The 14,026-nt window shown below is 70.6% G+C and carries 12 protein-coding genes; 6 read left to right on the forward strand and 6 right to left on the reverse strand.

Annotated features, from left to right (window positions below):
* Positions 1-134: 134 nt before the first annotated feature.
* The 3 genes from ACQEVJ_RS06890 to ilvC are packed head-to-tail and all read left to right on the forward strand — an operon-like array spanning position 135 to position 3,578.
* Positions 135-1,955, forward strand: coding sequence for an acetolactate synthase large subunit (locus tag ACQEVJ_RS06890; RefSeq protein ID WP_433098310.1), 1,821 nt, complete (start codon positions 135-137; stop codon positions 1,953-1,955).
* Between the two features lie 49 nt (positions 1,956-2,004).
* Positions 2,005-2,529, forward strand: a complete 525-nt coding sequence (gene ilvN, locus ACQEVJ_RS06895; protein ID WP_030506098.1) for an acetolactate synthase small subunit — start codon at positions 2,005-2,007, stop codon at positions 2,527-2,529.
* Between the two features lie 56 nt (positions 2,530-2,585).
* Positions 2,586-3,578 carry a ketol-acid reductoisomerase gene (gene ilvC / locus ACQEVJ_RS06900; protein ID WP_357043142.1) on the forward strand — a complete coding sequence of 331 codons (993 nt, stop codon included), beginning with the start codon at positions 2,586-2,588 and terminating at the stop codon, positions 3,576-3,578.
* A gap of 130 nt (positions 3,579-3,708) precedes the next feature.
* Here ilvC and dacB read toward each other — a convergent pair whose 3' ends face one another.
* From dacB to ACQEVJ_RS06920, 4 genes are all read right to left on the reverse strand, one after another.
* Positions 3,709-5,298, reverse strand: coding sequence for a D-alanyl-D-alanine carboxypeptidase/D-alanyl-D-alanine endopeptidase (gene dacB, locus ACQEVJ_RS06905; protein WP_433098312.1), 1,590 nt, complete (start codon positions 5,296-5,298; stop codon positions 3,709-3,711).
* Positions 5,299-5,379: 81 nt separating this feature from the next.
* A complete protein-coding gene (locus tag ACQEVJ_RS06910; RefSeq protein ID WP_433098314.1) occupies positions 5,380-5,913 on the reverse strand; it encodes an FHA domain-containing protein in 534 nt (177 codons plus the stop codon).
* Positions 5,914-6,036: 123 nt separating this feature from the next.
* Positions 6,037-6,972: a CAP domain-containing protein gene (locus tag ACQEVJ_RS06915; protein ID WP_433098316.1), complete on the reverse strand. Its 936-nt coding sequence runs from the start codon at positions 6,970-6,972 to the stop codon at positions 6,037-6,039.
* A gap of 171 nt (positions 6,973-7,143) precedes the next feature.
* Positions 7,144-7,782, reverse strand: coding sequence for a DinB family protein (locus ACQEVJ_RS06920; RefSeq protein WP_433098318.1), 639 nt, complete (start codon positions 7,780-7,782; stop codon positions 7,144-7,146).
* Positions 7,783-7,871: 89 nt separating this feature from the next.
* Between ACQEVJ_RS06920 and ACQEVJ_RS06925 the strand changes: the two genes are divergently transcribed.
* Entirely contained in the window at positions 7,872-8,927 is a 1,056-nt protein-coding gene (locus ACQEVJ_RS06925; protein WP_433098320.1) for a sigma-70 family RNA polymerase sigma factor, read from the forward strand.
* On the opposite strand, the gene ACQEVJ_RS06930 is transcribed toward ACQEVJ_RS06925, so the two are convergent.
* Both ACQEVJ_RS06930 and ACQEVJ_RS06935 read right to left on the reverse strand, forming a co-directional pair.
* Positions 8,841-10,286, reverse strand: coding sequence for an MFS transporter (locus ACQEVJ_RS06930; protein WP_433098322.1), 1,446 nt, complete (start codon positions 10,284-10,286; stop codon positions 8,841-8,843). The genes ACQEVJ_RS06925 and ACQEVJ_RS06930 overlap by 87 nt on opposite strands.
* 124 nt (positions 10,287-10,410) lie before the next feature.
* Positions 10,411-11,298: a hypothetical protein gene (locus tag ACQEVJ_RS06935; protein ID WP_433098324.1), complete on the reverse strand. Its 888-nt coding sequence runs from the start codon at positions 11,296-11,298 to the stop codon at positions 10,411-10,413.
* A 406-nt stretch (positions 11,299-11,704) separates the two neighbouring features.
* On the opposite strand from ACQEVJ_RS06935, the gene ACQEVJ_RS06940 reads away from it, so the two are divergent.
* On the forward strand, positions 11,705-12,358 hold the full coding sequence (locus ACQEVJ_RS06940) for a DUF4872 domain-containing protein (RefSeq protein ID WP_433098326.1): 654 nt from the start codon (positions 11,705-11,707) through the stop codon (positions 12,356-12,358).
* A gap of 68 nt (positions 12,359-12,426) precedes the next feature.
* Positions 12,427-14,016: a phosphoglycerate dehydrogenase gene (gene serA, locus ACQEVJ_RS06945; protein WP_433098328.1), complete on the forward strand. Its 1,590-nt coding sequence runs from the start codon at positions 12,427-12,429 to the stop codon at positions 14,014-14,016.
* Positions 14,017-14,026: the final 10 nt, after the last annotated feature.

A 14,026-nucleotide genomic window follows, 5' to 3' on the forward strand; every position in this document is an offset into this window, starting at 1 on the left:
CAGATGATTTGACGTGGAGGCGCTCCATCGGACATCGTTGTGCCATGCATAGCGGTGGGATTCTCGTAGTACTTCGCAGGCGCGCAGCCTGACGAAGCACTAGGTCCTGCGCGCGCCCCAGCTCCGCTCAGCGGATGGGGCATTTTTTATGCCAGGAGTCACGCCAAGCAGCCCAGCCAGTAGCAAGCTCAGCCACAAGGAACGAGCCGATGACCGAGAAAATGACAGGTGCCCAGGCCCTCGTGCGGGCGCTGGAGCAGGTCGGGGTCGACACGGTGTTCGGGATCCCGGGCGGGGCCATTCTCCCCGCCTACGACCCCCTCTACGACTCGACCAAGGTCCGGCACGTGCTTGTACGGCACGAGCAGGGCGCCGGCCACGCGGCCGAGGGGTATGCGCAGGCGACCGGCAGGGTCGGGGTGTGCATGGCCACCAGCGGCCCGGGAGCGACCAACCTGGTCACCCCGATCGCCGACGCCTACATGGACTCGGTGCCGATCGTGGCGATCACCGGTCAGGTGGCTTCACCGCTGATCGGGACCGACGCCTTCCAGGAAGCCGACATCTCCGGCATCACGATGCCGATCACCAAGCACAACTTCCTGGTCACCAAGGCCGAGGACATCCCGCGGACCATCGCCGAGGCGTTCCACGTCGCCTCGACCGGCCGGCCGGGGCCGGTGCTGGTGGACATCTCCAAGGACGCGCTGGAGGCCACGACCACGTTCTCCTGGCCGCCGGTGATGCAGCTGCCCGGCTACCGTCCGGTGACCCGGCCGCATTCCAAGCAGATCCGCGAGGCGGCCCGGCTGATGACCGAGGCGAAGCGGCCGGTGTTCTATGTCGGCGGCGGCGTGCACAAGGCCCGGGCCTCGGCCGAACTGCTGGAGCTGGCGGAGCTGACCGGCATTCCGGTGGTCACCACGCTGATGGCGCGGGGCACCTTCCCGGACAGCCATCCCCAGCACATGGGAATGCCCGGGATGCACGGCAGTGTCTCGGCGGTGGGCGCGCTGCAGCGTTCGGACCTGTTGATCGCGCTGGGCACCCGCTTCGACGACCGGGTCACCGGGCGGTTGTCGAGTTTCGCACCGAACGCCAAGGTGATCCACGCCGACATCGACCCGGCGGAGATCTCCAAGAACCGGCATGCGGACGTGCCGATCGTGGGGGACTGCCGTGAGGTGATCGGGGATCTGATCACGGCGGTGCGGTCCGAGCAGGCCGACGGCCGCAAGGGGGACTACGCCGACTGGTGGAAGATCCTCAACGGTTACAAGGAGACCTACCCGCTGGGGTATGAGGAGTTCGCCGACGGGTCGCTGGCTCCGCAGTACGTCATCGAGCGGCTGAGCGCGCTGGTGGGGCCGGAGGCGATCTACACCGCGGGTGTGGGCCAGCATCAGATGTGGGCCGCGCAGTTCGTCAGGTATGAGAATCCGGGGACGTTCATCAACTCCGGTGGGGCGGGCACGATGGGCTTTTCCGTGCCGGCCGCGATGGGCGCGAAGATGGGCTGTCCGGACAAGGTCGTGTGGGCGATCGACGGCGACGGTTGTTTCCAGATGACCAATCAGGAGCTGGCGACCTGCGCGATCGAGGGTGTGCCGATCAAGGTGGCGGTCATCAACAACGGCAACCTCGGTATGGTGCGCCAGTGGCAGACCCTGTTCTACGACGAGCGGTATTCCAACACCGATCTGCAGCGGGTGAAGCGGATTCCCGACTTCGTGAAGCTGGCCGAGGCCTACGGTTGTGTCGGTCTGCGGTGTGAGCGTCCGGAGGATGTGGACGAGACGATCCGTAAGGCCATGGAGATCAACGACGTGCCGGTGGTGGTCGACTTCGTCGTGCACCAGGACGCGATGGTCTGGCCGATGGTCGCCGCAGGCACCAGCAACGACGACATCAAGTACGCCCGCGACATGGCGCCGAACTGGGAGGGTGGAGAATGAGCCCCGCCCCGGCCCGACGCGACAACGACCAGCAGTGCGAGGAGATGGCATGAGCCGCCACACGCTGTCCGTCCTGGTGGAGAACAAGCCGGGCGTGCTGGCCCGGGTCGCCGCCCTGTTCAGCCGTCGCGGGTTCAACATCGACTCGCTGGCCGTCGGACCCACCGAGCACGACGACATCTCGCGGATGACCATCGTCGTGAACGTGGAGGACCTCCCGCTGGAGCAGGTCACCAAGCAGCTCAACAAGCTGGTCAACGTCATCAAGATCGTCGAGCTCGACAACAGCCAGTCGGTGCAGCGCGAGCTGATGTTGATCAAGGTGCGGACCGACTCCGAGAGCCGGTCGCACGTTCTCGAACTCGTGAACCTCTTCCGGGCGCGTTGCGTGGACGTGGCCCCGGACGCGGTCACGATCGAGGTCACCGGGACGACCGACAAGCTGGAGGCGTTCGTCCGGGTCCTTGAGCCGTACGGCATCAAGGAGCTCGTGCAGTCGGGCATGGTGGCCATCGGCCGCGGCGCCCGTTCCATCACCGACCGCTCGCTTCGCGCCCTCGACCGCAGCGCATAGTCCTATGGCAGGCACGTCGCGACGGACAACCCGTGAAAGGCAAGCAAGTGACTGAGATCTTCTACGACGACGACGCCGACCTGTCGATCATCCAGGGCCGCCACGTCGCGGTGCTGGGTTACGGCAGCCAGGGCCACGCCCACGCGCTGAGCCTGCGCGACTCGGGCGTGGACGTCCGGGTCGGCCTGCCCGAGGGCTCCAAGAGCCGGGAGAAGGCCGAGGCCGACGGACTGCGCGTGCTGTCGCCGGGGGAGGCCGTCGAAGAGGCCGACCTCACGATGATCCTCGCGCCGGACCACGTCCAGCGGCACCTGTACGCCGAGCACGTCGCGCCGAACCTCGTCGAGGGCGACGCGCTGTTCTTCGGTCACGGCCTCAACATCCGCTACGGCCTCATCGAGGCCCCAGCGGGCGTCGACGTGGCCATGGTGGCGCCGAAGGGCCCGGGTCACCTGGTCCGCCGCCAGTACTCGGCCGGTCGCGGCGTGCCCTGCCTGGTCGCCGTCGAGCGTGACGCCACCGGCAACGCCTGGCCGCTCGTGCTGTCGTACGCCAAGGGCATCGGCGGCACCCGCGCCGGCGCGCTGAAGACGACCTTCACCGAGGAGACCGAGACCGACCTGTTCGGCGAGCAGGCCGTGCTGTGCGGCGGAGTCTCCGAGCTGATCAAGGCCGGGTTCGAGACGCTGATCGAGGCCGGCTACCAGCCGGAGGTCGCCTACTTCGAGTGCCTCCACGAGATGAAGCTGATCGTGGACCTGATGTACGAGGGCGGCATCTCCAAGATGTACTGGTCGGTGTCCGACACCGCGGAGTACGGCGGCTACACCCGCGGCCCGCGCGTGGTCAACGAGGAGACCAAGAAGGAGATGCGCCGCATCCTGGACGAGATCCAGGACGGCCGTTTCGCCCGCGAGCTGGTCGAGGAGTTCGACTCCGGCCAGACCAACTTCAAGCGCTACCGCGAGGAGCTGGCGGGCCACTCGATCGAGCAGACCGGCGGCAAGCTCCGCCCGATGATGAGCTGGCTCAAGGGCGAGCAGGCCTGACGCTCGCGAACGCTCGCGTCACCGCGGCGCCGCACCCCGCCGATGAGGTGGGGGGCGGCGCCGCGTCGCGTTTCACGGAATCCGTCGTCGCCGGTGCGGCACCAGAGCCAGAGGTATCAGCCCAGAGGGATCAGCACTGGGCGGGCTTGAGCCAGGAGCATTCGAGGTCACCGGCGGGCGACAGCGGGGACGACGGAGCGGCCTCCTGCGGCGACGATCCGGAAGTCACGCTGCGCGCGGCCGCCGTCTCGTCCACCGCGGCATCCCTGCTGAATTGGGCCAGCCTGACGGCGATCCGGTCCTCCAGGTCCCTCGGCGCGCCGGAGAGGTAGCCGTTGCTGACTACCGAGAAGACCAGCGGCTCGCCGTCCGCGCTGGTCACGTAGCCCGACAGCGCGGTCACGCCGGTCAGCGAGCCGGTCTTGGCGTGCACGTTCCCGGCCGCCGCCGTGCCGCCCATTCTGCTGCGCAGCGTCCCGCCGACCATCCGGTCCGGCTCTCCCGCGATCGGAAGGGCGGCGTACCAGGTGGGGAACCAGGGCTTGCCGCGCGCCGCCGCGAGCAGGGCCGTGATTCCGGCGGGCGTCAGGGCGTCCATCCTGGACAGGCCGGAGCCGTCCCGCAGCCGCAGCGTCTTCACGCCGTTCGCCTGCGCGAACGCGGCCGTGACGGCGAGTCCGGCCGCCCACGTCCCCGCGCCGGAGACCTTGCGTCCCATCGTCTTGGTGAGGATCTCCGCGTGCATGTTGTTGCTCAGCTTCAGGAACGGCACGAGCAGGTCGCCGAGGGTCATCGACTGCCGTGAGGCGACCGCGGTCGCCTTCGCCGGGGCGGTCCCGCGTACGGTCGGCCCGATCACCTTCACGCCGTGCCGGGCCAGCCCGTCCCGGAAGAGGGCGGCCGCGTAGAGCGTGGGGTCCCACACCGCGACCCACTCGTCGTACGGCTCGGAGACCGTGCCGCTGACCACGACGGTGTTGGTGCCGTGCTGCCGCTCGACGAGCACGTCCGTCTCGTCACCGGTGACGGCCCTGTTCACGATCTTCACGTAGTCGGTCGCCGGTGTGGTGGACACCTTGGCGGCCTTGCCCGGGCCGCCTCCGGGCGCGACCGAGACGATCACCGAGCCCGCGTCGTAGTCTGTGTCGGGCGCCGCGGTCAGCGCGGAGATCTGCCCGGCGTAGTAGTACGGCTCGTCGTCCCAGGCCCAGTCGGTGCCGAGCCGTACGTCGTCGAACCAGGTGTCGTCGGCGACCAGCCGTCCCGTGACGACCTTGACGCCGGCCGCCGCGACCCTGGCGGCGAGCGCGTCGTAGTCGGCGGCGAGCATGGTGGGGTCGCCCGTGCCCCGCAGCGTGAGGTCCCCGACGACAGTGCGGCCCACCTTTGACGCGGCGAGCACGTCGGTCGTGAACCGGAAGTCCGTGCCGAGCGTGTCGAGGGCGGCGGCAGAGGTGAGCAGCTTGGTGTTGGAGGCGGGGGCGAACAGCTTGTCCGCGTCGAGGGAGTAGAGGTCCTCGCCGGTGGCCGCGACGCGCACGGCGACGCCCGCCCGCGCGGGAGCCAGCCGGGAGTCGGCGAGGATCTGGTCGAGGTCGCGGGTCAGGTCCGCTATGCCGGGGGCCGGGTCGCGCGCCCCGGCGGGGACGCCTGAGCCGGCGATCCCGGTGGCCAGGACGGCACCGGCCAGCATGATCGTGATACGTCGTGACAACCGCACAGTCCGCTCCCGGGTGGGTGGCTTTCCGCGATCGTCGGTGAGCGGTGCCGGGGCGGCAATACGGGAATTTACGTATAGCGATCAGGCCGGCATCGAGACCAGGAACACGCTGTCGCCGAAGGCCACCTCGTCGCCGGCCCGCACGGACGCGGGGCCGACCAGGCGCCAGCCGTTCAGCCGGGTGCCGTTCATCGAGCCGAGGTCGACGAGCAGCCAGGAATCGTGCTCCCGCCGCAGTTCGGCGTGCACCCGCGAGACGGTCAGGTCGGCGAGGACGAGGTCGCAGGAGGAACCGCGGCCGACCAGGTAGCGGGCCCGGCCGTCGGCGGGCAGGGCGAGCCGGGGCAGCCGGGGACGCCGCCAGGCGGACTCGATCCGGCTGCTCAGCTCCGACACGGAGGCGACGGCGTCGGTGATCCTTCTGCGCCAGCGCCCGCGGTGCGGGAGGTCGGCGACCAGCTCGTCCAGCTCGCCGCGGCTGCGAGCACGAAGCGCCAGGTCCACCCGGCCGACGAAGGTCTCCATGGACAGGCGTCCTTCAGCGGCCCGGTCGCGGAGCTCGCTGAGTGCACGCTCGCGGTCCCCGTCCGAGGCGCGAACCGGGGGAGAGCTCATGAATGGAGTATCCGCCGCAGTGGTCCGAGGTGTCCAGAAGAGCGCCGTATTCCCTCCAATCCCGGCACGGGAGCGGGGCCGCCGGGCGTGGCGTCCCCGCTCCTGGCCGAACTGGCGGCGTCTCTACTGCCGTCCGAAGTCCTGGGTCCAGTACGGGCCGCCGGCGGCGACGTACCCGACCCCGATGTCGGTGTAGTTGCAGTTGAGGATGTTCTGCCGGTGTCCGGGGCTGTTCATCCAGCCCTGGACCACCGCCTGGGCCGTGCCGTAGCCCTTGGCGATGTTCTCCGCCGCCGCCCGCCAGGTGTAACCGGCGGACGTGATGCGGTCGGCGAAGGAGCGGCCGTCCTTGGACGTGTGGTCGAAGTAGTTCTTGGCGGACATGTCGGCCGAGTGGGCGTACGCGGCGGCGCGCAGGCGCGCGTCGTGCTTCAGCGGGCCGCAGCCCGCCTTCGCCCGCTCGGCGTTGGTGAGGCGTACGACCTCGTTCTCGATGGCGGTGCCCACGGCCGAGCCACTCGTGGGAGAGGCGCTGGGAGTGGCGGAGGCGGGGGCGCTCGCGGAGGGACTCGCGGTGGGGGCCGTGCTGGGGGCCGTGCTGGGGACCGCGGAGGGGCTGGCTGTGGGGCTGGCCGTCGGAACGGCGGTGGGGCTTGGGGAAGAGGTGGCCGTGGGGACCGGGGTGGGGATGTCGCAGTCGAGGCGTACCGGCCTCGACCGCGACACGTGGCCACGGTAGTCGGTGACGACGCTGTAGTAGGCGCCGTCGGTGCAGGTCAGGGCGACGACGACGCGTGCGTTCCTGATCACCTTGGAGCCGCTCTTGACCACGCGGTCGGGGCCCGGCCTGCTGTTCACGATCCGGACCCGGAAACGGGCGTTGTCGACGCAACCGGCCCGCGAGCCCGCCGCGCGGATCTTGCCATCCACGGTGACGTAGGGCTTCGCGGCGGCGACCCGGCAGCCCGTGTGCTGGGCCTCGGCCTGAGCGGGTCCGGCCGCCACGCCGACGGCCGCGACGCTCCCGAGGCACAGGACCGCTCCGAGCGCTCTGTTCACGATCATTCCTCCAGTGGGGGTTAGACGCTGGGGAAGTCGTCATTATGGTGCGCTACAGACCGACATGTGGTGATAAATCGGTCCAACCCGAAAAGTATCTACCTTCTCTTAAACTTCCTTTATCCTGCGTATGTCATGGGATGTCCGATAATCCCCAGGTCAACCGCATGATCAGCGAAGAGAGCGCCTTGAGGGGCGCTTAAGGTCGTGGTCGGCCTCCCGCGCCACGCGCTCCAGCTCCTCGCGGTAGCTCTCCCACCACGCCAGATCGCCGGCCGTCACCACGTCGTCGCCCTCCCGGTACCCGGTGCCGCCGTCGATCGACTCGCGGACGATGTCGGCGTGGCCGGCGTGCCGGTGCGTTTCGGCGATCATGTGGACCAGCACGCGGTGCAGGGTCGCCCGCCGGTGCTCCTCGGGCCACCACACGATGTCGGCGACCGACTCCAGCGGCAGCGCCGCGATCGTGGCGTCCGCGTGTCCCCAGGCGCGCCGGTACACCCCGGTGACGTACTCGCGGGACTCCCCGGCGGTGGCCCACATGTCCGTGTTCCTGGCGAAGGCGGCGGGCCCGAGATCGGGACGGAACCAGGGCACGGGCTCGTCGAAGTGACGGCCGAACACGAACCCCAGATACAGCAGCTCGACACCGGCGAGATGCTTGACCAGCCCCAGCAGGTTGGTGCCCGTCGGCGTCAACGGGCGGCGGACGTCGTATTCCGAGAGCCCGTCCAGCTTCCACAGCAGGACGTCGCGGGCATCCTGCAGATAGCGGCGCAGGTCGGCCTTCAGATCCGCCTCGGTGATCACGGCGTGTCTCCTGTTCGGGAAGGAACGGTCGGGAGCCGGTCGTGCTCCCCGGGAGGGAAGACTCCCGATGTGAGGCAGAATCGTCGCTCGTGGGCGAGGTTTTTTCCCCGACGGCAGCGGACGGCGACCTGGCGCGGGCGCGAGACGGGGACGAGGCCGCGTTCTCCAGGCTGGTCCGGCCACTGCGCCCGGAGCTGCACGCCCACTGCTACCGCATGCTCGGCTCGGTCCACGACGCCGACGACGCCCTCCAGGACGCCCTGCTGCGGGCCTGGCGGGGCCTCGCCCGCTTCGAGGGCCGCTCCTCGCTGCGCTCGTGGCTGTACGCCGTGACCAACCACGCCTGCCTCGACCTCGTGGAGAGCCGGGGCAGGCGGGCGTTGCCGATGGACCTGGGCCCGTCGAGCGAGCGCGCGGTCGTGGACGGGCAGGGTCCGCTCGGCGACGTCGCCTGGCTGGGCCCCTATCCCGACGCCGGCCTGACGGACGGCCCGGCGGGGCGCTACGAGCGGCGCGAGGCCGTGGAGCTCGCCTTCGTCGCCGCTCTGCAGCACCTGCCCGGCAACCAGCGTGCGGCGCTGCTGCTCTTCGAGGTGCTCGGCTTCTCCGCCGCAGAGATCGCCGCGATGATGAAGACCTCGGCCGCCTCCGTGAACTCGGCTCTGGCGCGGGCCCGCAGAATCCTCGCGGAGAAGGCGCCCTCCCTCGACCGGCAGCGGGCGCCGCGCACGATCGGCGACCCCCGGGTGCGGGAGATCGCCGTCGGATTCGCGTCCGCCCTCGAAAGCGGGGACGCCGACGCCCTGATCGCGCTGCTCACCGACGACGTCACCTGGTCGATGCCCCCGCTGCCGCGCTGGTATCGCGGCATCGCGGCGGTCACCGACTTCGCCGTGCAAGTGCCGCTCACCCGCTGCCCGAGCTGGCGGTATGTCCTGACCGGCGCGAACGGCCAGCCGGCCGTGGCCTTCTACGTCGGTGAGGGCGCCGCCCGGCCGCACACCGCCTGGTCGATCACCGTGCTGACCCTGCGGGACGAGCGGATCTGCGAGATCACCTCATTCCTCGGCGCGGAGCACTTCGCCGGGTTCGGGCTGCCCGCCGTCTTTCCCGGCGTTCTCACCGCCGGAGACGGCGGCCGGTGAGGCCGTGATCCCGGCCGCGCCGCCGACGGCGGCGAGGCGGTCGGCGGTCAGGTTGTATTTGAGGGTCATCAGCACGCCCGCGAACGTGATCAGGGCGGGCACCACGGTCACGCCGATTATCACGGCGACGTGCGCGCTGTCCGGCTGGATCACCGGATGCTCGGGATCGGAGGAGACGAAGCCCCCCGCGCTCAGCACCCACCCGTACGTGGTCGCCCCGAGCGCCGCCACCGCGCTCTCCACCGCGGTCCACAGGCCCGTGAACACTCCGCCCCTGCGCTCGCCGCTCACCTCGCCGTCGTACGCGATGACGTCGGCGAGCATGGAGAACTGCAGCAGTTGCAGGCCCGCGTATCCGACGCCGACGATCATCACGCACAGGTGCGCGTACAGCTCGCCGAGCGCGGGCGTCGCGAGGATCAGCAGCGCGCCGGCCGTGAACAGCGCGCCGGACAGGATCATCGCGCCGCGCTTGTCGAGCTTGCGGGCCAGCCACACCCACAGCGGCATCGTGACCAGCATCGGCCCCACGAGCGCCGCGAAGAGCGTGGTGGTGGCGGAGGTGTCGTCAAGCGCGTAGGAGGCGAAGTAGGGCGCCCCGGCGAGCATCACGCCGGCCCCGAGCGTCTGCGCGGAGCTGAGCCCGAGCAGCCACAGGAACGGCTTGCTCGTGCGGGCGGCGGCAAGCTGCTCCCGCAGCGTCCCCTCGGAGCTCTGCTGGCCGGTGAAGGGGGCGCGGGCGGTGCCGAAGAACGAGGCCAGCATCGCGACGAGCAGGATCACGCCGAAGGCGACGCCCATGGTGCGATACCCGTCGGCGGTGTCGCCGGCGATCATCGGGGCGAGGATGCCGCTCATCGCGATCCCGACCGCGATGAGGACCATGCGCCACTGCAGCAGCGAGGTCCGCTCGTGGTAGTCCGTGGTCATCTCCGCGGGCATCGCCTTGTACGGCACCTCGTAGAGGGCGTATCCGGTCGCGGCGGCCAGGAAGGCGACGCCCACGTACAGGGCGGCGGGCGTGCCGGTGAGCGGCGGCCCGGCGAACATGAGGGCGAACGACACCGGCAGCACGAGGGTGCCGGCGAGCAGCCAGGGCCGGCGCGGTCCCCAGCGTGAGACCGTGCGGTCCGACCACCGGCCGACCAGAGTATTGGCGACCAGGTCCCAGGCCTTGGGCAGGAAGAGCACGATGCCCGCGAACGCGGCCGGCACCGCGAGCACGTTCGTCATGTAGAAGAGCAGCAGCAGCCCGGGGATCGCGGAGAAGTTGGCCGTGCAGAGCGAGCCGACGGCGTACCCGAGGCGAACCCCGAGGGAGACCTTCGACGGGGAGGGCGTCGCCGCCGTGGAGACCATGGCGACATTCAAGCCGAGCAAGCGTCCGTTCGGAAGCAGTCTCCGGCAACGGTTCGGCGGCTGCCCGGTGTCTTGCCGATCTCCGCCGGACGGCGCCGGCGGAGATCGGTCACGGGGTTCCGGCTCAGTCGCGCACGTCGGGGCAGACGACGTGCGCGCCGACCTCGATCAGGCGGCGTTCGGTGTGCGCGTCGGCGACCCGGGCCATGAGCACCGGGGCCTCGCTGGCCGCCAGCTGCGGCAGCCGGGCGCGCACCCGCCGGTGCAGGTCCTTGACGAGGTCGTCGGCGCCGAGGGTGTGCACCTTGACGTGCAGCATGATCCCCCACAGCCCGGCGGCCGTCCGCGCCTCGGAGATCCAGACGTGGTGGACGTAGGGATACTCCGGCAGCAGTTCGGCGACCGCCACCCGCAGCGCCGGCAGGATCGGATGACGCGTCCTGCGGTAGCCGGGGTCGACGACCTGCATCGCCCCCGACAGGTGCTGGCGGGGGGCGGGAACCCACTGCGACGGAAGCGCGGAGGGCGCCGCGGGGACCGGGGCGGGCGCGGGCGGCGGGGGGGCCTCCCGCGTGGCCTGCGCGCGGGACACGGTCGCCATCGCGCCCGTGGCGTACGCCGTGGGGGCGGCCGAGCCCATGGCCGACAGCGCGGGAGCGGGACCGGTGCGGGTCTGCTCCAGATAGCGCCGCAGGTCGTCGATCGGCACGGCGGCGGCAGCGGGACCGGCCGCGTCGATCACGATCTCGCGCACGCCCGTGACGCGCTGGATGTCGAGGATGGTGTCGACGTCGCACGCCGACAATGTGTGGCTGCCACGGTGCCGGGCGTAGGTCGCCGGCCCCGTGTAGCCCAGCAGAACGCGTTCGCCGTTCTGTGTCGTGCCGAGCACCACTGAGCGGTCGGGGCGGACCGCCACCAGGATGCCCCACTCCGCGAGGGCCGCCAGGAGTTGCCGGGGGCTGCCATGCCGCGCGAGAACGTCGCCCAGAGAGGGGTTCCCGATGCTCATAGCCTGAACGATAGGGACTGGACCATGGCGAATCAGGCTAATCCCCAAGATTAGGTGCGATCAATACCGAGATGGGTGCCAGTCCGTATGGATCAGGCGTAGGCGGGGTACATCGACCGGCTAGGCCCATATGTGAGCGAGTCTCATGAACCCCGGCTGTCCCGGCAGCCCCTCCGCATCGGCGCTATGCTCCTTCGGGGCGCCGTTCCTGCGCCCGACCTCCTGAGGGCGTGGGCACGGGCTCGCCCATGAGATCAGCCGTACGGGCTCGCCGCGCGTCGCGGAGGGGGCGCTGCGGGAGACACTCGCGTCCGGCGGCGTCGCCGTCTGCAGGGTCGGCAGATTCGCGCTGCCCTGGCGGCCCGGCCTGCCCTTCCCCGACCCGCTCGAGGTCGCCGTCGTCGGCGTGGAGGCAGCCGGACGGACAGAGGAGGCGCTCGTCCTGGACACGCGCCCAGAACCCGAGCGGCTGCCGCTCGCCGCCTTCATGGCCGCCTGGTCCTCGCTCAAGAAGGAACGCCATCACCTGGTGTCCGTTCCCGCCTCCGCGGGGGCCGGCGCCCCACGCGGTGACCTGGACGCCGCCGTACGGGAGGCGGTCGGGGAGACCGTGGCCCGGCTCACCGGACCGGTGCTCGGCAACGCCTTCGACGTCAACTTCGGCCTGTCCGGCATGCGACGGCTGGCCGCCCAGCTGGCCGCCCGGCGCGGCACCGGATGGACGCGCCGCTTCGCCGATCCCCGGGCCTTCCACGCCGCCATGATCCGGCTATACGAGTGCCTGGAGATCGAGTACACGGCGCCCGGCGCCACCCGCCCGCTCTACGCCGCCTTCCTCGACGAGGCGGCGGGCCTGCTCGGGGGGACGGCCTGCGGGCAGGCTGGCCGCTGGACGAGGCCGCGCGGCTCGCGACGCTGGACGACCTGGCCGCGTTGGCGGCGCAAGCCGTACGGACCGAGGAGGAGGCCGTGGAGGCGCTGCGCGCGATTTGAGACCGGGTCGTCGTGCCGCCGCGACACCGCCGAGACCTTGGGTGTCTCGTATGCCGGGCGCTCGTGAGAGCTTTCACAAGGCCCCGATAGACTCACGTCGTCCGCGCTGTCGCACTTCACGAAGGACTCAACCCAGTGAACAAGCCCGTCGTACTTGTCGCAGAAGAGCTCTCAGAAGCGGGTCTCGCCGTGCTCGGCGCGGACTTCGAGGTCCGGCACACCGACGGCGCCGACCGGTCGCAGCTGCTGCCCGCCCTCGCCGACGTGGACGCCCTTATCGTACGCAGCGCCACCCAGGTGGACGCGGAGGCCATCGCGGCGGCGTCCAAGCTGCGCGTCGTCGCCCGCGCCGGTGTGGGCCTGGACAACGTCGACGTCGAGGCCGCGACCAAGGCCGGCGTCATGGTCGTGAACGCCCCGACCTCCAACATCACCAGCGCCGCCGAGCACACGGTCGCGCTCATCCTCGCCAGCGCCCGCAACGTCGCCCAGGCGCACTCCGCGCTCAAGGACGGCGAGTGGAAGCGCTCGAAGTACACCGGTGTCGAGCTCGACGAGAAGGTCATCGGCATCCTCGGCCTCGGCAAGATCGGCCAGCTTGTCGCGCAGCGCCTGCAGCCGTTCGGCGTCGAGATCATCGCGTACGACCCCTATCTGCAGCCGGCCCGCGCGGCGGCGATGGGCGTGCGGCTGGCGTCGCTGGAGGAGGTGCTCCAGCAGGCCGACTTCATCACGGTCCACCTGCCGAAGTCGAAGGAGACCGTCGGTCTCATCGGCGACCGTGAGCTGCACATGGTCAAGCCGACCGTCCGGCTGATCAACGTCGCCCGCGGCGGGATCATCGACGAGAACGCCCTCTACTCCGCCCTCAAGGAGGGCCGCGTCGCCGGCGCGGGCATCGACGTGTTCGCCAAGGAGCCCTGCACCGACAGCCCGCTGTTCGAGTTCGACCAGGTCGTGGTGACGCCGCACCTCGGCGCCTCCACCCACGAGGCCCAGGAGAAGGCCGGCACGCAGGTCGCCCGCAGCGTCAAGCTGGCGCTCGCCGGCGAGTTCGTGCCCGACGCGGTGAACGTCCAGGGCGGCGCGGTCGCCGAGGACGTCAAGCCGGGCCTGCCGCTCACCGAGAAGCTGGGCCGCATCTTCACCGCGCTCGCGGGCGAGGTCGCCGCCCGCCTGGACGTCGAGGTCCGCGGCGAGATCTCCGCGCAGGACGTCCGGGTCCTGGAGCTGGCCGCCCTCAAGGGCGTCTTCACCGACGTCGTCGAGGACGCGGTGACCTACGTCAACGCGCCGCTGCTGGCCAAGGACCGCGGTGTCGTGGTCGAGCTGGTCACCAGCGCCGAGAGCCCCGACTGGCGCAACGTCATCACGGTGCGCGGCGTGCTCGCCGACGGCCGCACGGTCTCGGTCTCCGGCACCCTGTCCGGCCCCCGGCAGATCACCAAGATCGTCGAGGTCAACGGCTTCGCGATGGAGATCGAGCCGACCGAGCACCTGGCGTTCTTCACCTACGCCGACCGCCCCGGCATCGTCGGCATCGTCGGCCGCCTGCTCGGCGAGCACAACGTGAACATCGCCTCCATGCAGGTCTCCCGGGACGTGAAGGGCGGCAAGGCGCTCATCGCGCTGACGGTCGACACGGCGATCCCGTCCGAGATCGTCGAGCAGATCGCGGGGGAGATCGGCGCCGACAGCGGCCGTACGGTCGACCTGGAGGACTGACACCCCGGCA

Source organism: Microbispora sp. CA-102843, from assembly GCF_050936215.1.
GTDB lineage: Bacteria > Actinomycetota > Actinomycetes > Streptosporangiales > Streptosporangiaceae > Microbispora.

Excerpts from the sequence above, each read along its gene's own strand:
- ACQEVJ_RS06890 (WP_433098310.1), top strand. The coding sequence starts at position 135 with ATGGGGCATTTTTTATGCCAGGAGTCACGCCAAGCAGCCCAGCCAGTA.
- ilvN (WP_030506098.1), top strand. The coding sequence starts at position 2,005 with ATGAGCCGCCACACGCTGTCCGTCCTGGTGGAGAACAAGCCGGGCGTG.
- ACQEVJ_RS06910 (WP_433098314.1), bottom strand. The coding sequence starts at position 5,913 with ATGAGCTCTCCCCCGGTTCGCGCCTCGGACGGGGACCGCGAGCGTGCA.
- ACQEVJ_RS06930 (WP_433098322.1), bottom strand. The coding sequence starts at position 10,286 with ATGGTCTCCACGGCGGCGACGCCCTCCCCGTCGAAGGTCTCCCTCGGG.
- ACQEVJ_RS06935 (WP_433098324.1), bottom strand. The coding sequence starts at position 11,298 with ATGAGCATCGGGAACCCCTCTCTGGGCGACGTTCTCGCGCGGCATGGC.